Annotated in this window: 17 protein-coding genes; 7 read left to right on the top strand and 10 right to left on the bottom strand. The window is 58.9% G+C overall.

The window, feature by feature from the left end:
* Positions 1 to 49 precede the first annotated feature (49 nt).
* Genes G359_RS11430 through G359_RS11455 form a run of 6 tightly spaced genes read left to right on the top strand, consistent with a single transcriptional unit; the run spans position 50 to position 5,691 of the window.
* A complete protein-coding gene (locus G359_RS11430; RefSeq protein ID WP_045836239.1) occupies positions 50 to 841 on the top strand; it encodes a DeoR/GlpR family DNA-binding transcription regulator in 792 nt (263 codons plus the stop codon).
* Positions 838 to 1,710: a carbohydrate ABC transporter permease gene (locus tag G359_RS11435; RefSeq protein ID WP_045836240.1), complete on the top strand. Its 873-nt coding sequence runs from the start codon at positions 838 to 840 to the stop codon at positions 1,708 to 1,710. The genes G359_RS11430 and G359_RS11435 overlap by 4 nt, the downstream gene beginning before the upstream one ends.
* The gene (locus G359_RS11440; RefSeq protein WP_045836241.1) at positions 1,703 to 2,536 is read left to right on the top strand and encodes a carbohydrate ABC transporter permease; all 834 of its coding nucleotides are present in this window, start codon (positions 1,703 to 1,705) and stop codon (positions 2,534 to 2,536) included. The genes G359_RS11435 and G359_RS11440 overlap by 8 nt, the downstream gene beginning before the upstream one ends.
* Positions 2,533 to 3,348: a choline/ethanolamine kinase family protein gene (locus tag G359_RS11445; RefSeq protein WP_045836242.1), complete on the top strand. Its 816-nt coding sequence runs from the start codon at positions 2,533 to 2,535 to the stop codon at positions 3,346 to 3,348. The genes G359_RS11440 and G359_RS11445 overlap by 4 nt, the downstream gene beginning before the upstream one ends.
* On the top strand, positions 3,345 to 4,733 hold the full coding sequence (locus tag G359_RS11450; protein WP_045836243.1) for an NAD(P)/FAD-dependent oxidoreductase: 1,389 nt from the start codon (positions 3,345 to 3,347) through the stop codon (positions 4,731 to 4,733). Before G359_RS11445 ends, G359_RS11450 begins: the two co-directional genes overlap by 4 nt.
* Positions 4,726 to 5,691, top strand: coding sequence for an NAD(P)/FAD-dependent oxidoreductase (locus G359_RS11455; RefSeq protein ID WP_052699324.1), 966 nt, complete (start codon positions 4,726 to 4,728; stop codon positions 5,689 to 5,691). The genes G359_RS11450 and G359_RS11455 overlap by 8 nt, the downstream gene beginning before the upstream one ends.
* A gap of 80 nt (positions 5,692 to 5,771) precedes the next feature.
* Here G359_RS11455 and G359_RS11460 read toward each other — a convergent pair whose 3' ends face one another.
* From G359_RS11460 to G359_RS11500, 9 genes are all read right to left on the bottom strand, one after another.
* A complete protein-coding gene (locus G359_RS11460; RefSeq protein WP_045836244.1) occupies positions 5,772 to 6,395 on the bottom strand; it encodes a HupE/UreJ family protein in 624 nt (207 codons plus the stop codon).
* Positions 6,396 to 6,406: 11 nt separating this feature from the next.
* Positions 6,407 to 7,636, bottom strand: a complete 1,230-nt coding sequence (locus tag G359_RS11465; protein WP_371199051.1) for an agmatinase family protein — start codon at positions 7,634 to 7,636, stop codon at positions 6,407 to 6,409.
* 63 nt (positions 7,637 to 7,699) lie between these two features.
* Positions 7,700 to 8,848, bottom strand: coding sequence for an ABC transporter substrate-binding protein (locus G359_RS11470; protein ID WP_045836245.1), 1,149 nt, complete (start codon positions 8,846 to 8,848; stop codon positions 7,700 to 7,702).
* Positions 8,849 to 8,907: 59 nt separating this feature from the next.
* On the bottom strand, positions 8,908 to 9,714 hold the full coding sequence (locus tag G359_RS11475; RefSeq protein WP_045836246.1) for an ABC transporter ATP-binding protein: 807 nt from the start codon (positions 9,712 to 9,714) through the stop codon (positions 8,908 to 8,910).
* 1 nt (position 9,715) lies between these two features.
* The gene (locus tag G359_RS11480; RefSeq protein ID WP_197077563.1) at positions 9,716 to 10,462 is read right to left on the bottom strand and encodes an ABC transporter permease; all 747 of its coding nucleotides are present in this window, start codon (positions 10,460 to 10,462) and stop codon (positions 9,716 to 9,718) included.
* Between the two features lie 392 nt (positions 10,463 to 10,854).
* Positions 10,855 to 11,823 (bottom strand): LysR family transcriptional regulator, encoded by a 969-nt coding sequence (locus tag G359_RS11485; RefSeq protein ID WP_052699325.1) that lies wholly within the window; start codon positions 11,821 to 11,823, stop codon positions 10,855 to 10,857.
* Between the two features lie 256 nt (positions 11,824 to 12,079).
* Positions 12,080 to 12,997, bottom strand: a complete 918-nt coding sequence (folD, locus tag G359_RS11490; protein ID WP_045836247.1) for a bifunctional methylenetetrahydrofolate dehydrogenase/methenyltetrahydrofolate cyclohydrolase FolD — start codon at positions 12,995 to 12,997, stop codon at positions 12,080 to 12,082.
* Between the two features lie 110 nt (positions 12,998 to 13,107).
* Complete coding sequence (locus tag G359_RS11495) at positions 13,108 to 14,784, bottom strand: formate--tetrahydrofolate ligase (protein WP_045836248.1); 1,677 nt, start codon at positions 14,782 to 14,784, stop codon at positions 13,108 to 13,110.
* Positions 14,785 to 15,040: 256 nt separating this feature from the next.
* Positions 15,041 to 15,904: a DMT family transporter gene (locus G359_RS11500; RefSeq protein WP_045836249.1), complete on the bottom strand. Its 864-nt coding sequence runs from the start codon at positions 15,902 to 15,904 to the stop codon at positions 15,041 to 15,043.
* A gap of 105 nt (positions 15,905 to 16,009) precedes the next feature.
* On the opposite strand from G359_RS11500, the gene G359_RS19705 reads away from it, so the two are divergent.
* Entirely contained in the window at positions 16,010 to 16,933 is a 924-nt protein-coding gene (locus tag G359_RS19705) for a LysR family transcriptional regulator (RefSeq protein ID WP_082072903.1), read from the top strand.
* 162 nt (positions 16,934 to 17,095) lie between these two features.
* Here G359_RS19705 and G359_RS11510 read toward each other — a convergent pair whose 3' ends face one another.
* Positions 17,096 to 18,718, bottom strand: a complete 1,623-nt coding sequence (locus tag G359_RS11510; RefSeq protein WP_045836250.1) for an FAD-dependent oxidoreductase — start codon at positions 18,716 to 18,718, stop codon at positions 17,096 to 17,098.
* Positions 18,719 to 18,775 lie beyond the last annotated feature (57 nt).

Raw genomic sequence — 18,775 nt, forward strand, 5'->3', positions numbered from 1 at the left:
TGATTGATAGTGATTGTTTTGTGCGCACCTGATCGATTATAATGCGGCAATGCAAAAATCGAAGCGAGCCCCCGGCGTGCGCCGGGCCGAAATCCGGCGCATCCTCCGCACGCAGCAATCTGCGACGGTGGAAGAACTGTGCGCGCTTTTGAATGCCTCGCCTGCAACAATTCGGCGAGATCTCGCAGCTCTTGCTGACAATGATGAACTTGAGCGGAGCCACGGCGGCGCGGTCGCACCGCTTCTCCGCGAAGCCGAACAAAATTTCGCGCAGCGCGAATCCATCGACGCCGGAGAGAAGCAAGCAATCGCGGAAGCGATCCTTCCCCTGCTCACGCCCGGAAGCACGTTGTTCATGAACGACGGCTCGACCGTGATGGCGATTGCGAAACTGATCGTCGAGAGCGGGATAGAGTTGTTCGTCGCGACACCGGCCGTCAACGTCGCCGCCAAGCTCTCTGAGAGCCGCTCGATCACTGCGTGTTTGCTCGGCGGATTTGTGCGTCAGACCTCGTTGGCGACGTCCGGTCCTTTTGCTGAAGCCATGGCTGCCCAGATCAACGCCGATCTCGCAATCATTTCGCCCGATGGCCTGCATCCCGAACAGGGACTGACATTCCTGAATGCGGAGGATGCCGCTCTTGCCCGAAGAATGGCGTCTCAATCGAAACGCGTTGCGGCAGTAGCGACCAAGGCAAAGCTCATGTCCGTCAAACGAGTCATCGGCGTCGCGATGTATGCGGTCGATCAACTGGTGTGCGGCTGCTCGCGCGCCGAAATCCCCTCGGCACTCATGGAGAGCGGCGTGAAAATTCTATCGCGATCGAAGGAAAAAGCATGAAGGGGCCTAATGCGCGGGCGGCTCGTCAGGGCCTTTGGTTTTTTCTCCCCGCTGGTGTGTTTCTAACCGTCATCCTGATTTATCCGATGTTGTACTCGCTCTATGCGAGTCTAACGAACATGCGGCTGACGAGCCCAATCACGCGTTTTGTCGGGCTCGATACATATGCAGGCGTGCTGACGAACAGCGCGTTCGGCAGTTCGCTCGCTTTGACTTTGATTTTTCTTGTCGCTGCAATCTCGCTCGAATTCCTGATCGGTTTCGCTCTCGCGCTGTCCTTTAAATCGATGCGGCATACGCATCCGATCCTGCGCGCTCTGCTCATGCTGCCGTTGATGGCGACGCCGGTCAGCGTCGGCCTGGTCTGGAAGCTGATGCTCAACAGTGACTTCGGAATCGTCCCCTATATCGGCCAACAGTTGGGCTTCGGTACGCTTCTCTGGCTCGCGGATCCCATTCTTTCGATGGTGTCAGTGATCATCATGGACGTCTGGCAATGGACGCCTTTCATGTTTCTGATTCTGCTCGCTGGGCTCGAGGGTTTGCCGGAGGAGGTCTTCGAAGCGGCTGAAGTTGACGGATCACGGTCATTCGACTTGCTGATCCACATCACGCTGCCACTAATGTCCCGGATCATTGCGGTGGCGCTGGCATTCCGCGTGATGTTTGCGATCGCGACATTTGACACTGTCTTCGTTCTGACGAAGGGCGGCCCCGCGCGCGCGACGGATCTCATCACGCTCCTCATTCAGCGCGAGGGACTGGTGAACCTCAACGTGGCTCTGGCATCGGCGATGTCGTTCCTTGTGTTGCTGATGGTCACGGCGTTCAGCGCATTCACATTCAAGCGAGTGCTGGCCAATGGATAAAAGCCGTCGCAAGAGCTGGCTCGAAGCCGCGCATCTCGTCGCGAACATCATGATCGTGGCGCTGTTCCTGTTCCCCCTGGCGTGGATGATCCTCGGCGCCTTCAAGGCGCAAGCGGATCTCCTGTCTCCAAACCCCGTATGGTTTTTCACGCCGACGCTCGAGCATTGGCATTTCATTTTCGACAATTGGAATGTCGAACGGCATCTGGTGAACAGCGTCATCGTCAGCGTGGCAACGACGGCCCTCACGCTTCTGTTGGCTTTGCCTGCAGCCTATGGGCTTGCGCGATTTCCGATTAAAGGCAAAGACGCGATCACATTTGAGATCCTGAGTCTCAAGATGATCCCCCCGATCGCAGCGGTCGTCCCGCTGTTTATCTTGATGCGACAGGTCGGGCTCTACAATACGCTGACGGTGCTCATCCTCCTCAACACAGCGTTCCAACTGCCTTTCGCCATTCTCGTTCTCAAATCTTTCGTTGAGGAAATCCCGCGCGAGATTGACGAGGCCGCGACGGTCGATGGTTGCCGCCCGTTTGGCGTGCTTTGGCGCGCCATCCTTCCGTTGTCTGTCCCGGGCCTGATTTGCTGCGCTGTGTTCGTATTCATCTTCAGTTGGAACGAATTCATGATCGCCAATACACTCGTCGGTGGCGACTTGCGGCCGCTGCCGCCAATCGTCGGCTTGGCACTGACACATCGCGGAATCCTCTGGGGACCAGCACTTGCGCTCGGCGTCGTTGTCCTGATTCCGGTCTTCGCTTTGACGTTCTCGCTATCGCGCTACATGGCGCGCGGGCTGACATTCGGAGCGGTCAAAGGATGACAGAGGAGGAAACCCTCGCTGCGCTGCCGATCTGGCGCAGCACGCCGACCCTGGTGCCTTTGGAGAAAGGCCGAACCAACCGAAATTTCATCATCCGCCACGGCGATGACCGCTATTTCGGCCGCATGGGAATTGACTTGCCGCATCACGACGTGTCGCGCTCGAACGAGCAGGCATGTGCGAAAGTCGCGGCCGACTTAGGCGTCTCGCCGGACGTTCATTACGCCGACAACGGCATCCTGATCACCACCTTCGTCGATGGCGCCACCTTGTGCGCTGCCGATATGCATGACGGCGAAACGATTGACGCGATCGCCGCAGTTCTTCGCCGCCTTCATTCACGGCCCGCGCCTCGTGCGATCACGGCACGCTGCGGCGTTGCGATCTGCCGTAGCTATCTCGAAACGACGCCAGACGACGAGCTGCCCATACCGCGTGAGACGATCATCCGACGGTTGGGTGAGCCAAATGTCGATGGCGATAGCCTCGTTCACACCGACATCATCCCAGAAAACTTGATGCGGACCACAAACGGTTTGATGCTGATCGACTGGGAATATTCCGGGCGCGGTGTCCCCGAAATCGATCTCGCATCGGTCATCGCCAATGGCGATCTTACGCCGTCCGCAACACAGAGGCTGCTTGCCGCGTACGGGCCTCATCGCGCCGACGTGCTCGAACAGCAGCGCGTAGCTCTCGTCGTACGCGAGGCCCTGTGGTGCCTTGCCCAACTCCGTCACGGCGGACCGCAGGGCGACATGGTCGCGTACACGAAGCACTGCCTCGACCGCATGCTGAGACTATTTTCATGAGTGTACAGTTCGATATCGCGGTCATTGGCGCGGGAGTCGTCGGTTCGGCGATCGCCCGCGATCTATCCCGCTACGATTTGAAAGTCGTTCTCCTCGAAGCCAACACCGATCTTGGCGATGAGTCGAGCAAGGGCAACTCCGCGCTGATGACCGAGGGGCATGACACGCCTGCCGGCTCGCTCGAGCGCGATCTCGTCGTGCGCGGATACCAACGCTATATGACGGAAGCGCCGCAACTTGGCCTGCCGATGCGCAAGACCGGCGCCATCATGCTGGCCTGGACAGACGAGCAGCGCGCGACCGTCGAGAAGCTTGTCGAGGAGGCCCACGGCGAAGGGTTTCACAACGTCCACTTGCTCGAAGGCGATGAAGTGGCGAGGCGTTGGCCACAGTTCCGCCCTGGCGTTCTTTGCGCGCAATGGATGCCGGATGAAATCATCGCCGATCCATTCTCGACGCCTTACGCCTATGTTCTTGAGGCTGTCACCAACGGCGTAACGTTCTTGCGGCCGTGGCGCGTCTCGCGCGCCGAACGAAACGCTCATGGCTGGCGGTTGCGTAATGACCGAGGCGACGTTCTCGAAGCAGGTCTTGTCATCAATGCAGGCGGCATCCGCGCAGATATAGTCGAGGGCCTCGTTGGCCATTCCGATTTCGTGATGCGGCCGCGGCGCGGTCAGTACATTCTGCTCGACAAGCCGGCGCGCGCGATCCACGACATCATCGCGTATCCGACACCGACTCCGGCATCGCGCGGCATTCTGATATCGCCGACGATATTCGGCAACGTACTCGTCGGTCCGACAGCGGAAGAGGTCGAGGATCGCGACGACCGCGGAGTCACCGAAGTGGGGCTCCGAGCGTTACGGCAAGCAATCGACGACATGGTTCCCGCCCTGCGCGACATGCCGGTGAATACGATCTATGCCGGCATGCGGCCTGCGACGAACCACAGCGATTATCAAATCATCCCGCGGTTCGGTGAGCGCTGGCTGACGGTTGCAGGAATTCGCTCGACAGGATTTTCAGGCGCCTTGGGTATCGCCGAATATGTGATGTCTCTCGTGTTCCCGAAAGTTTTCGATAAGCAGCCAACCAAGACCGTGCGCGGCGTACGCGTTCCGGATCTGTCGGAGACCAGCATTCGGCCGTGGGCCGATCCGGAGAAGATCGCAACCGATCCGGCGTATGCGGATATGCTCTGCCATTGCGAACGGATCAGCGTCGGAGAAGTACGGGACGCACTCAACTCACCGGTCCCACCGGCATCGATCAAAGCTCTAAAGCGACGTACGCGCGCAATGTTTGGCCGTTGCCAGGGATTCTATTGCGGCGCGCGCGTACAGGTCATGTTCGACGAAGCCAAGGTCAAACGCGATGCGTGATCCAGCGGTACTCATCGTCGGAGCTGGACCCGCAGGTCTGGCCGCGGCCGCCGAACTGATAAAACGCGGCGTGAACGACATCCTCGTCATCGATCGCGACGACGCGCCCGGCGGCCTGCCGCGCTTCTGCGCGCATCCCGGTTTCGGCATCGGCTATTCGGCAATTCCCCGATTTGGGCCTGAATTTTCCTCGCGTCTCGTCCGCGCCGTCGAAGACAAAAACGTGCGCATCCTCTGCAGCACCACCATGACCGCCCTCGATAATGGTCCCGCTGTTTCGATCACCGGGCCCGAATGCGGATATCGGATACTCAGGCCCCGCGCCGTCATTCTCGCCACCGGCATCCGCGAGGCAAACCGAGGCAACAGAATGGTGCCCGGAGACCGACCGGAAGCTGGCGTTTTGACCACAGGGTTGCTTCAGCAGATGGTCGCGCGGAAGGTCCCGTTCCCCGCTGCAATGAAATCGATCGTCGTTGTAGGCACCGAGCACGTATCGTTCTCGGCAATTTGGACCGCACGTCATGCCGGACTGAAAGTGCGCATGATGGTGGATGACCGCCCGCGGATCGGCTCTTTCCGTCCTGTTGGATGGCTCGCCCGAGCTATGGGCATCGATGTGCGCCTTGGCACGCGCGTCGCTGCGATCAAGGCGCGAAACAACCGCGTTTCAGGCGTCGTCATCGATGGACCGCGCGGAACCGAAACGATCGCCTGTGATGGCGTCGTATTCACCGCCGGTTGGATCCCTGAAGTCGCTGCGGTCGCGACCGGCCCTGTCAAAGTCGATAGCCTCACCGGCGGTATCGCAGTCAACGGCAACGGACTGACGAACGTCGCCGGCGTCTTCGCCGCGGGCAATGTTCTTTATCCGCTCAAGGCAAGTGGCTCATGCGCGATACAGGGCCGGCACATTGGAGCAGCTGTCGCGAAGTATCTAAAATCTCAGACGGCATAGTACGCCGGACACGCGCGTGCCCGCCAAATACGAAACGAGGCAAGTCTCAGCCGAGACTTGCCTCATTCTTAAAGTCGGCCTCAGGACATCACGCCGAAAAGCAGTGACAAGCCCACCAATCCGCCGATCACACCGGACACTCTCCTGAGCGTCAGCGCCATAGATGGTTTCAGCTGATCAACGTAGAGAGCCGAAACCATTCCCGTCACGTGCAGAAGCGAAGTCGCGGCAACGAACCCGACAGCATAGGGAAGAAAGGCGAAGCCCAGTCCAGCTCCCTCGTTCCCGTGGGCATGACCATGGAAAACCGCGAACAGTCCAACCACAGCCATCGCCGCAACAGTCGGCAACCGAACGCCGATGGCCACCGCCGCACTCAAAGCAACGACGGACAAGCCGATCCCTTGTTCGACCATCGGCAGGGGCCATCCCTCGTAGCCGAGCAAACCACCAAACATCATCGCGGCGACGAAAGCCGTAGGCACAAGCCACCGTGCCGACCCGCCCATGTTGAACGCAAAGAATCCCACAGCCACCATCGCGATGATGTGGTCAATGCCGCTCATCGGATGCAGAAAACCCTGACTGAACGTATGAACGGCACCAATCCCGACGTGAGCCGAAGCGGGTAGCGCCGCCGCCAACATCAGGAGCGAGCCTGCGCCGAGGGCTTTTAGAACGTGCTGTGCGCGTGAAAATCTCATCGAATGCTCTCCTACTTCATGACTCTGCTGCGATGGCCGAGCTTCCCGTTCGCCACCAGAGTTCCAAGCACATCGAGCACGACGCGGCATGCAAGCTGAGCCGTGTTGTCGTTGACGTCGTACGGCGGCGACACCTCGACGACTTCCATGCCGCATAGGCCTTCCGCTGCAATCGTATGGATCATCTCGAATGCTTCGCGCGGCAGGAGACCGCCGGGCTCGGGCGAACCGGTTCCGGGAGCAAACCCCGGATCGATCGAGTCGATATCGAATGACAGGTAGACCGCCTTGCAGCCTTCCCATGCCATTTCGAGCGCGATTTCCGCAGCCTTCTTCGGACCAAAATGCTGCACGTCGTGCATCGTCAGCACGCTCGTTCCACGGCGCTTAGCGACAGCCGTTCCCGGGCGATTGCCGTACCAGCCGCCAATGCCGATCTGCACGAGATTTTTCGGATGGCAGTTCGGCAAGCCCACATCGTGCATGTGGCTATGGTCACGATGCGACGCGTGCGTCCCTTCGTTCGTCGTCCAGAACCAAGGCGTCGTGTGCATGCGCTCATCCATATCCTTCTCTTGAATATCGATGTGCCGGTCGATGTGAATGATGCCGACGTTGCCGTCGATATGCGGAGCAATGCCCCGCACGTTGGGGAAGCCCAAGCTATGATCGCCGCCGCAGATGATTGGGAAAACGCCCGACGTGTAGATGTGCGAAACGGCCTTTGTCACCTGGTCGAACGTCTTCTCGATATTGCCCGGAATGACAAAGATGTCCCCCGCATCGCAAAGATCGAGTTCTTCATAGATGTCGACGCCGCCATCGAACCAGTAGCCGTCGTAAAGTGCCGATATCCGGCGAACAGCTTGCGGCCCAAAGCGTGTGCCGGGCCTGTAGGTCGTCGCCGAGTCGAATGGCGCGCCAACAAAAGCCGCCTCGTAGTTGCCGATCTTCCGAATGTCTTCGCAGTACGGCGCCTTCATGAAGGTGTTGATGCCCGCGAACGCCGGCTGGTGGCCACGGCTGAACAACGAGATATTGCGGTCGATGACGGAGTCAGCAGCTTCAAGCCCATATTGCAGTGATCGAGCGACTTCCTCGTCCTGCTTGGTCTGGGAGATGCGAGACAATGTCTCCATGCTCTTCGCACCATGCGTGTCTTCGCGCCGTACGCCGTGCGAATGGCCATGACGATGGGCGTGGGGAAAGTCGTGATCGTGATCTTTAGGACTGCGCACCATTTCGAAGTCACCTCTAATGTCAGATATCGAGTGAATTGCGGGAGTTCATGAGACCGGTGACCGCTATTGCGGGCCGAGTCTTCCGATCCATTTGTTCGAAGAGTATTTGGCCGCTAAGCCGTCAGCGGCGAGCGCGGAAAGAAGCGACGTATCGAACGCCTCGTTCGATTTGACTTTCTTTTGAGAAACCCCGGCCACGAAATACGTTTCGCTGAACAGATCCCAGGTCGACTCCGCGTAGCCTGCGACGCAATCGGGCCCGTTGAACAGTGAACCCCAACCCTTGACGTCGGCCGGAGCGCGAGGAGCTTCTGCGGGCAGGCTTTCGCAGAGAGGCTTTCCACCCTCCAGGCCAAGCGCGCCCAAGTTCTGATTGATGTTGAGCATGATCGCGCCGTACTGGTTGAGCTTCACGTCGGCCACCGGCCACGAAAGACCGGCAGCGACGATCGCATCACCTTCCTCCGGATTCTCCTTCCACCAATTGACCGCTTCGAACCACGCACGCAGCAGTTCCTTGGCAACCGCCGGTTTCTCGGCAAGCCACGCTTGGTTGCAGGCGATGGCATCGGAAATGAGCCCGCGCTCCCAAGTGCGGTCTGTAAGGCTCGATTTGAAGATCTTCGCCCCGTCGCGCTTCAACGACTGGGAGGCAAAGGGATCGTAATTGACGTCGATATCAATGCCGCCGCTCGCGAACGCAGCCGCGCTCTCCTGCGGAAGCATGACCGCGTGCTGCAGCTCCTTCACATCGATGCCCGCCCGCTTGAGCGTGAGCAGCATCCACATATGGTTGAGGAACCCGTAGTCGGCGCCGAACTTCTTACCCTTGAAGTCCTCGACGGAATTGATGTCCTTCGTCACCACCATCTTGTCGAGGCCGTAGGACATATCCGAGAACGCAACGACCTTTACAGGAAGGTCTCCGGCACGCGCCAACACCATACTGTCCATGGTGTTGTTCATGCATTGAACCTGCCCCGACGTAATCGCGGCATTCTTTTCGGTGATGCCCTCGATGATCTTGACGTCGAGATTGATATTCTTGGCGAGGCCCTTCGCCTTGACGATGTACCATGGCGCATAGGGCGAAAACGATATGATAGCGACACTGACATTTTCGGCGGCGCTAACTCGATGTGCGGTGACCGGCGCCGAGACCGCCACCAAGCTGAGCGCAAGCAACGTGTTCGTGAACGACTTCTTTTTCATTTTTTGCCGTCTCCTGAACGATCTTCGATCCTTCGGTTCGTGTCGTCGAAGCGAATTGGCTATTTGATTTCCTCGCGCATCATCGCAAACAGCTGACGCTCGAGCTCCGCGTATCCGGGCAGATCCAGCAGCTCCTCTTTCTGCTTGATGCGCCGCCCGCCTTTGAACGTGAGTGGGATATCGGCTTTGATGCGGCCCGGCTGGCGACTGAAGAAGATGATCCGATCGGCCAGATAGATCGCTTCCTCGATATCGTGTGTGATTGCGACGACCGTCTTCTTCTCACGCTCGATCAACTCGATCATGAGTTCCTGCATTTCCCAACGAACCTGAGCGTCCAACGCGCCGAACGGTTCATCCATCAGGATGATCGCCGGATTTTGCGCCAGTGTTCGTGCGAGAGCGACACGCTGCTTCATGCCTCCGGACAAGCTACGCGGATAGGCGTCGGCAAAATTCTCGAGGTGCACGAGCTTGAGAAAATTCATCGTGCGTTCACGCCGCTCTTCCGCCGGAACCTTGAGAATTTTCATCCCGTATTCGACGTTCTGCATGGCGGTCAGCCACGGAAACGATGTGTACGCCTGAAAAATCATCCCGCGATCAGGCCCCGGCCCCTGCACGTTCTTGCCGAACACTTCCAGCCGTCCGCGTGTGGGATATTCAAGACCTGCAATGATGCGCAGCATGGTCGTCTTTCCACAGCCCGACGGACCAACGAAGGCTGTGATTTGATTTTCCTGCAGCTCGAACGATACGTCGTCGAGCGCCTTGAACGACCCGCCCAGATACTCCTTGCTGATGCGGGTTGCCTTGAGCGGGGGAACGTTTGTCACCGGCTTGAAATCCTTTGCGGCGATATTCATCTTACGACCTCCGCTCGACGTTCCACGGGAACAGCGCGCGGCAAATGCCCCGGAAAATGAGGTCTGTCAGCAGACCCAACGCACCGATCGTGACAATGCCTGCCATGATCACGTCGACGTTGAGAAAACGTCCCGCACGCATCATCACGGCCCCGATCCCGTCCTGGGCACCAACGATTTCCGCAATGACAAGATAGGTCCAGCTCACCGCGATCATGTTGCGCATGGAGTCGAAGATCGCTGGAAGAGCCGCAGGGACGACGATTCCGCTCAGAATGACGCGGCGCGATGCGCCCATCGTCAATCCAGCTTCCACAAACTCCTTCTGGATGGCCGTGGTGTTGTCCAGAACCAGTGAGATGAGGAAGAAGATGACGCCGATGAAGAGCAGCGCGATCTTTGCCTGGTCAGTGGGTCCAAACCAAACGAGCAGCAGCGGAATGAACGACGCCGCCGGCAGATATCGCCAGGCTGTCAATGTCGGATTGAAGAGCGCGCGAATGTTTCCGAAGCTTCCCATCAGAATGCCAATCGGCACAGCGATCGCGGAAGCCGCCAGGAAGCTGACGAAAATTCGCCAACAACTCACCGAGACGTCGTGGAGGAAGTTACGCTCGGCGAACAAGACGTAAAGCGCGGAGCCCACCTCACCGATCGAGGGAAAAAACTTGCGGGCTGATGCCGGCGTCAGATAGTGGCCGAGCTCCCACAAACCAAGGAACGCCATCGCTCCAACAAACGCCAGCACCGAAGCTCGCTGGGCACTCGGCTGCCTTCTGAACTCAAGAAATCTTTCTTTCGGCGGAATATAAATTGGCGCGGGTTCCATGGTCTCGCTTGGCAAATTTCCAAGCGAAACGAGAGAACCATCGCGCGATTTTGTGATCGCACCTTCCAAGGCTCTACCTCCCGACAAAGACTGCAAAATCTAGCGTTTTGCTCGTTCTAAGTTGTCGTCATGAGGGTAGCGGCGCGGCCGTCTAATAAAACGCCCAAAATGGAAATGGGAAGCATTGACAGCATCTATGCTGCGGCGCGAACGCGCCCGACAAACAGTTCTCTGATTGATTGCGCAAACGTGCGATGGCCATGCGCGGCGACGCGACCGCCTCAAATCCGGCAGATGATCTTGAGGTGTCGCTATTCCGTTGTGGCGTCAGCGCAGACGTGTCCGCGCACCCGCTTCGCTTCGGAGATAGTCGCTTTCAACTCTTCGATGAAGAAGATGTGTGCGAGGTGCAAAGGCCGGTCTGGATTGGAAATGATGAAAATTTCCATGGCTGGTGCATGGCGCTTTCCGAGCAACGGCCATAATCGGCCGGAAGAAACGTCCGGCGCTGCGTAGCCCTCGGGAAGAAAGCACACGCCGACACCGAGGATTGCCAGTCGGCGCGCTTCCTCCAAATGTTGGGAAATTCCAGAGACCTTCTGCCCAATTCCGTATTTCAAGCGGAAGTCTGAAAGTTGATCGGGCTCGTCGGCGCCTGTCAGGATGAACGCCTCTTGCGCCAGCGCCCTAGGATCGAGAAGTTTTTGACCATAGAGACGATGACCTCGCCCACAATAGGGACGATGCGTCTCGCGAAACAACGGATGATAGATGAGATCGGCGCGTTTGCTTCGCGAAGGTGCAACACCGATGTCAATCTCCTGCCGAAGCAGAGAATTGATGACATCCGACCAGCTCGCAACATCGACGATCAATTCCGCATTCGGACACTTTCTGTGAAATGACAGGATTACATCGTCGAGAATTTCGCTGACGACATTGCTGATCATTTTGATGCGCACAGGCCCGCTGACGATGTTGAGCGTGTTCGCCATTGCGTCCGGAATTCCACGGACCAGCGCCTTCAGCTTCATGCACGTGTCGGCAAGAGCCCGACCCTCGTCGGTCAGCTCAAAACCACTCGGGCCTCGTTCACACAGACGCACATTGAGGTGACCTTCGAGCCGCTGCAGCGCGAGACTTATTGAGGGTTGCTTGCGACGCAAAAGCTCCGCCGCCGCTGTGACGCCGCCCGTTTCGGCGATGATGCAGAAGACCTTGAATAGGTTCCAATCGAGATTCCTGATGAAATCATCGTGGCGAATGCTGTTCGAAGGCATGTTGCACCGCGGTGTTGACTCTTAAGGGATCGCGCACGGAAAGAAGCTCTTCCCGGGAGAACGTTAAGTGAGTTCAGCAGCGAGTTGCAAGCTTAGGCTGACGTTCGATAACGCGCAGACGGATGTAACGCTTAATACCATCGCGTGACGGATACACGAGCACAACCTAAGAAGCTCAAGTCCCGTAACGACCGCGAAACGCAACGCACAATCAATTGTGCGCCTGCGCAGAGGATTTATGCCTCCACCATGGCGCTTAACTTAAATGCTCGGACGCAGCAACGAAGTCGGAGCTGATGAGCGTTTGCCGATTGCCAATAGAATTCAGCGAGCGCTCGGCAGAGTTGATCGTGTTGACGAGCAGCATCGTCACCGTCATCGGACCGACGCCGCCAGGAACGGGCGTGATCATGGACGCGCGCCGGCTCACACCTTCAAAGTCGCAGTCCCCAACCAGTTGACCGTTCGCTAAGCGATTGATGCCGACGTCGATCACGACGGCACCGGACTTGACCATCGGCGCCGTGATCAGATTGGGATACCCGGCCGCCACGATCAGAATGTCCGCAAGGATCGTGAACTGAGCCAGATCTCGAGTCTTTGCGTGGCAAACCGAGACCGTTGCCTCCCGCTGCATCAACATCAGCGCCATCGGCTTACCGACAATGTTGCTGGCACCGACAACCACCGCGTTGCGACCGGCGACATCCACGCCCGCATGATCGAGAAGCAACATCACCCCGTACGGCGTACAGGGTGGGAACACCGTATCTCCGATGACCAATCCGCCGACGTTGTAGAGATGAAAACCGTCGACATCCTTCCCCTGATCGATGGCGCCGAGCACAGTCTTGACGTCAAAATGTTTCGGAAGCGGCAGCTGCACCAGGATTCCGTGGATCGACGGGTTGGCACTAAGTTCAGCAATTTTCTCGATGACGACTGACTGATCGACATCGGCAGGGAACAGGAACTTTCGAGAATCTATGCCGACGTCGGCGCAGGCTTGAATTTTCTTTCGCACGTACACGGCCGAAGCCGGGTCTTCGCCGACCATGATCACGGCAAGGCCGGGCGACACACCAAATTGTTTTTTGAGAGCGTCAACCCGTTGTCGGCACTCACGACGAACACCGGCTGCAACGGCCTTACCGTCGATAATTTTGGCTGTCATTGCGTTACTCTCTGAAAGGCTGCAGCGCTCCGATGGGAACGCGGCAGCTCATCGACAGAATGATCGAGACGTTCCTGTGTGACCGGCGCAATGCCGGTGCGCTTTACGTTCTAGAACAGCCCCTGAATTTGGCCCTTGTCGTCGAGACGGATGGAATCGGCCGACGGCACCTTCGGCAAGCCCGGCATCGTCATGATCTCGCCGGTGACGACGACGATGAACTCGGCGCCCGCGGACAGCCGAAGCTCACGAATGGGCACGATGTGGCCCGTCGGGGCCCCGCGCTTCGTCGGGTCGGTCGAGAACGAATACTGCGTCTTTGCCATGCAGACCGGGAAATGCCCGAAGCCCGCGGCCTCGAAATCCTTGAACTGCGTTTCAACGCTCGCATCGCACGAGATGTCGGCGGCGCGATAGATTTCCGTCGCGATCGTCTTCACCTTGTCCCGCAGTTTCATGTCGTCCGGATAGAGTGGCTTGAAGTTCGCCTTGCCTTCATCGATGACGTTGACGACGTGCTTGGCGAGCGCCTCCGTGCCCTTGCCGCCGTCGGCCCAGTGCGTGCACAGGAACGCCTTCGTGCCCATGCTTTCCGCCGCCTTCTGAACCTCGGCGATCTCGGCGTCGGTGTCGGTGATGAACTTGTTGACGGCGACGACGGCCGGCACGCCGAACTTGTTCACGTTTTCGATGTGGCGCTTCAGGTTTTCGCAGCCCTTAGCGACGGCCGCGGCGTTCTCATGCTTGAGGTCATCCTTGGCGACGCCGCCGTGCATCTTGAGCGCGCGCACGGTGGCGACGATGACGACGGCGGACGGCGAAATGCCGGCCTTGCGGCACTTGATGTCGAAGAACTTCTCCGCACCCAAATCGGCGCCGAAGCCGGCTTCGGTGACGACGTAATCGGCAAGCTTCATCGCCGTCTTCGTCGCCAGCACCGAGTTGCAGCCGTGCGCGATGTTCGCGAACGGACCGCCGTGGATGAAGACCGGGTTGTTCTCGAGCGTCTGCACCAGGTTCGGCTGCAGGGCGTCCTTCAGCAGCACCGTCATCGCGCCGTCGGCCTTGAGATCGCGGGCGCGGATCGGCTTCTTATCGCGCGTGTAGGCGACGATGATGTTGCCGAGACGGTTTTCAAGATCTTTCAGATCCTTCGACAGGCAGAGGATCGCCATGACTTCCGAGGCGACGGTGATGTCGAAGCCGTCCTCGCGCGGAAAGCCGTTCGAGACGCCGCCCAAGGAATTGACGATCGAGCGCAGCGCCCGATCGTTCATGTCGAGCACGCGCTTCCAACCGATGCGGCGCTGATCAATGCCGAGCGCGTTGCCCCAGTAGATGTGGTTGTCGATCAAGGCCGAGAGCAGATTGTGGGCGCTCGTGATGGCGTGGAAGTCGCCGGTGAAATGGAGATTGATGTCTTCCATCGGCACGACCTGGGCGTAGCCGCCGCCGGCCGCGCCGCCCTTCACGCCGAAGCAGGGCCCTAGCGAGGGTTCGCGCAGCGCCGCGATCGCCTTCTTGCCGATATAGTTAAGGCCATCGCTCAAGCCGACCGTCGTCGTCGTCTTGCCTTCGCCGGCCGGCGTCGGGCTAATGGCGGTGACGAGGATGACCTTGCCGTCACTGAAACTTTCAATGTCTTTCAGATAGTCGAACGAGATTTTTGCCTTGGTCCATCCGTAAGGAATGAGCGCGTGCGATGGCACACCGACCTTGGCTGCGACCTCCGCAATAGGTTTGAGCTTTGCTTCGCGGGCAATTTCGATGTCGGACTTGACGGACATTCTGATGCTCCCCTCAGGACGCGAGAACACGACTCAATCCGCGCAGGCGACGGCCCGCTGTCCGTATTGGCGGCGATATTCGCGTCTCCACTTTCGGGCGAGTCTACTATCACGAAACTTTCGTTCCCTCCAAGCAACTTTCGAGGGATGGCTTCATTTTTACAGTGTCAGCGTCCTTTTCCGGTGCGCGCAGACAGCAGGACCAGCCCTGCCAAGAGGGCTTGGTCCTTGTTAAAATACGTGAATGTAAGGCGCGCTAGGCCGATCCGGAGAGAACGGCCGTCCCTACCGCGATCATCGCGACGGCGAGCCACTGCTGGTTGCTGACGGGCTCTTTCAGAATGAACCTAGCCAAAACAACAGTGACGACACTGAACGTCGAGGCGACCACCATTGTGATGTGTGGGCTCGCAGTCGTCGAGCCCGCGAGAAATGCCATATAGCCGATCGTGTCGAGAAGACCTTGAGCGCCGACGAACGGAATCCAGCTACGCGGAATAGCTATGCTGCGGCGCTGCGCGGCAAGTATGATGCCGACCAACAAAAAACCACTCAAGCGGCCAAGCCACAACGTTTGCGGCTCGCCAATCCGCTGCGCCGACGCCTGCCCCGTCGTGACGAGGACGACGTAGGCGAGACAGGCGCCAAGTGCGATGGCAATCGTCTTGCGCAGCTCCTTGCCATCGGTCTTCGCAAATTGCGGATGCCCTTCAGCGCTTCGCGCGATGAGAATGCCGCCGAAAATGATCACGGCCATCGCGACCCACTGGTAGACGGTAGGCCGAAGACCCATAGCGACGTTGACGACGAGTACAAGGGCCGGATGCGCCGCAACGATCGGGGCGACGATCGCGACCGGGCCGCGCGCCAAACCCGCATAAAGAAGCATGCACATTGCGGCGACGCTTAAACCGTGCACGATGGCAAGACCACATCCGCCAGAGGTCCAGATGAGTCTCTCGCCACTGACGGCGATCCACGCTGACGATGTTATCACGCCGATCAACAGCACAACGGCGTACGTCAATGTCGCCCCGAGCGCGCGCGAGCTGAAGCGCGCCATGAAATCCGCAAGACCGAGGCTTGCCGAGGTGGCAAGGCCAAAGACGACTGAGATCATGGGCTGGCCCGCACCGTTTCGCGGTTGCGCGCACACCTTCCCGCACAGTGCTTAGGCCACGCTGGCCACGCTCGGCCAATCAATTTGTTTTTCCGGAATGAGGACATGACTATGGGCAAGGGCATTGCTTCCTTCTCGCGAAACCTGGACTGGAATCTTCTGAAGACGTTCCACGCGATTGTGCAGTCCGAAGGTCTCAGCCGCGCGAGCGGAACGCTCGGCCGCAAGCAGCCCGCATTGAGCTTGGCGCTCAAACGGCTCGAACAGCAGCTTGGCGTCAAACTCTGCGAGCGGGGACCTGGCGGCTTCGCGCTGACGGACGAAGGCCTGCTCGTCGCCGACACCTGCGGATCGCTCAATGGGCTCGTGCAGCGGTTGCCCAAAAAGATCGCCAATGCCAGCGATGAGGTCGCCGGACGCGTCTCTATTCAGGTTGTTTCCTGTCTCGTATGCGACCGCCTCGACAGCGCAATTTCGCGCTTCCACGGCAGTCACCCGAAAGCCGAGATCATCATCGATATCAAGACATGGGACTCGGTTGCTGGCGCGCTTCTGCGCGACGAGATCGACATCGGCGTGGCGCCCGCGAGTTCTCTGCGCGCCGATCTCAAATACGACTTTCTGTTTGACGAGGTACACCGGCCGTACGTAGGCCCGTCGCACCGCCTCTTCGGCCGGACGTTTGACGATCCGGGCGCTCTCGCGTCGGAAGCCTTCATTTTGACGGGCGCCGACGAGTCGGACGCTTTGACCGAGTTCAGAACGCGTCATGGTCTTGGCCGCGTAGTTGCCGGGCTGTCCGAACACCTCGATGCGGCAAAGCGGTTGACCTTGTTGAACGTCGGCATTTGCTTCCTGCCCGAGAGATTTGCTGAGCCCGATGTACAGGCCGGACGGCTCTGGCCGGTCCTCGCAGAGAGCGAGCGGCCGTCGTCACCGATTTTCATCATCACCAACCCGCACGCGCCGAGAAAGCTCGCGCGGCAGCTGCTGCTATTGGAAATCAGCGAGTCGCTTGAGGCTCATTGAACCTCAGCGCATCATTGCGTGCCTGCGCGAACGGGCGACTTGCCGTGCACTGCACCATTGATCTCGGCAATGTTCAGGATTGAGATTTTGGGCCTTTTACGCGGCGGAGTCGGGCACGAATAGCGCCCACTCATGCGCCAATCTGGCCGTCCGCGATTGACACTAAATCGCCGCGCTTGTGGTCTTCGCCGAAGCAAGAAACGCGTGCAAGGCCGCAACCACTTGCGCACCTTCACCCACGCCTGCCGCAACGCGCTTGATCGACCCTGCCCGAACGTCGCCGATTGCGAAGACGCCTGGAACACTCGTTTCCAACGAATTGCATCCGTCACGCACGTCTGTGCCGGTCAACACGAAACCTTTCGCGTCGAGACCTACGCCAGATCCCGAAAGCCAACCCGTCTCGGGGTCAGCCCCAATGAAAAGAAACAGGTGCCGAATGTTCCGGCGAACCACCTCGCCTGAGGCGGTGCGCCAACTGATGGCATCGAGAACGCCATCATCGCCTTCGAGGCTCGTAACCTCTGCCCCCGTTACGACTTCGACATTTGCGAGGCCCCGAATACGGTCCACCAGGTATTGCGACATGCTCGACGCGATATCGCCACCACGAGCGAGAAGCCAAACTTTGGCGGCCTGGCTCGCCAAATAGACCGTGGCCTGTCCCGCAGAATTGCCTGCACCCACGAGAACGACTTCATTCTGGGCGCAGAGCTTTCCCTCCAGCGGAGAGGCCCAATAATGAACGCTGCTGCCTTCGAATTCGCTCACTCTATCAATGCCAAGACGCCGGTAGCGGACACCGCTCGCTATGACGACAGAATGCGTGTTGACGCGCTCATTATCGGCCAACAGCAAAGTGAATCCGCCACCCTCGCGCGTCTCCAAGCCGACAACCTGTGTTGGGATTGAAAATTCGGCGCCGAACTTCTGCGCCTGATTGAACGCTCGCGCCATCAGGGCCATCCCGGTAATTCCGGTTGGAAAACCGAGATAGTTCTCGATGCGCGCCGAGGCGCCTGCCTGCCCTCCGAATGATCGGCAATCGAGCACCAGAACGGATAGTCCCTCAGACGCAGCATAGACAGCTGCCGCCATTCCGGCCGGTCCCGCGCCGACAATGGCAACATCATAGACCCGTGCTGGATCAATGGGCCCGACGAGGCCGATGCACCGCGCAAGCTTCATCTCACTCGGGTTCTGAAGAAGCTGGCCGCCCGGACAAAGAACAATAGGAAGCGCAGCAGGTTCGATGTGAAGCCGCTCGATGAGTGCCTTTGCATCAGGATCGCTTACTGGGTCGAGCCTGAGATGCGGATGCCCGTTTCGGGAAAGAAAGTTTTCAAGGCGCAGCACATCGCTGTTATCGGCGGCGCCGACAATGACTGGCCCACCTCTGCCCGTCTCGAGCAAACCAACGCGGCGCAAAATGAGCGCGCGCATGATCCGCTCGCCGAGATCAGCCTCCGCAATCAACAACGAACGAAGCTTCTGCGGAGCAATCACGAGCGCCTCGACGGCGGTCTTGGCATATGCGTCCACCAATGCAGGACGGCCGGAAAGCTGGGCCAGCTCTCCCATGAAGGAGCCCGGCCCGTGCGTGACGATGCGATTGCGACGTCCCGCCTGATCTCGTTGCGTGACCTCGACGTTGCCGCTCAGGATGATGATAAAGCCCGCGCCAACTTTTCCGGATTCCGCGAGGACGTCGCCGGCCTCGAACCGCTTGATCTCGCCGAACCGCCGCACGCGATCGATTTCTTCCGGCCCTAGAATTGGAAACATCTGGTCGTGGCGACTGGCGATGATGGATTGTGGTTCGGTCACCTTATCACCCTCAGC

This window comes from Hyphomicrobium sp. 99 (assembly GCF_000384335.2).
Taxonomy (GTDB): Bacteria; Pseudomonadota; Alphaproteobacteria; order Rhizobiales; family Hyphomicrobiaceae; genus Hyphomicrobium_B.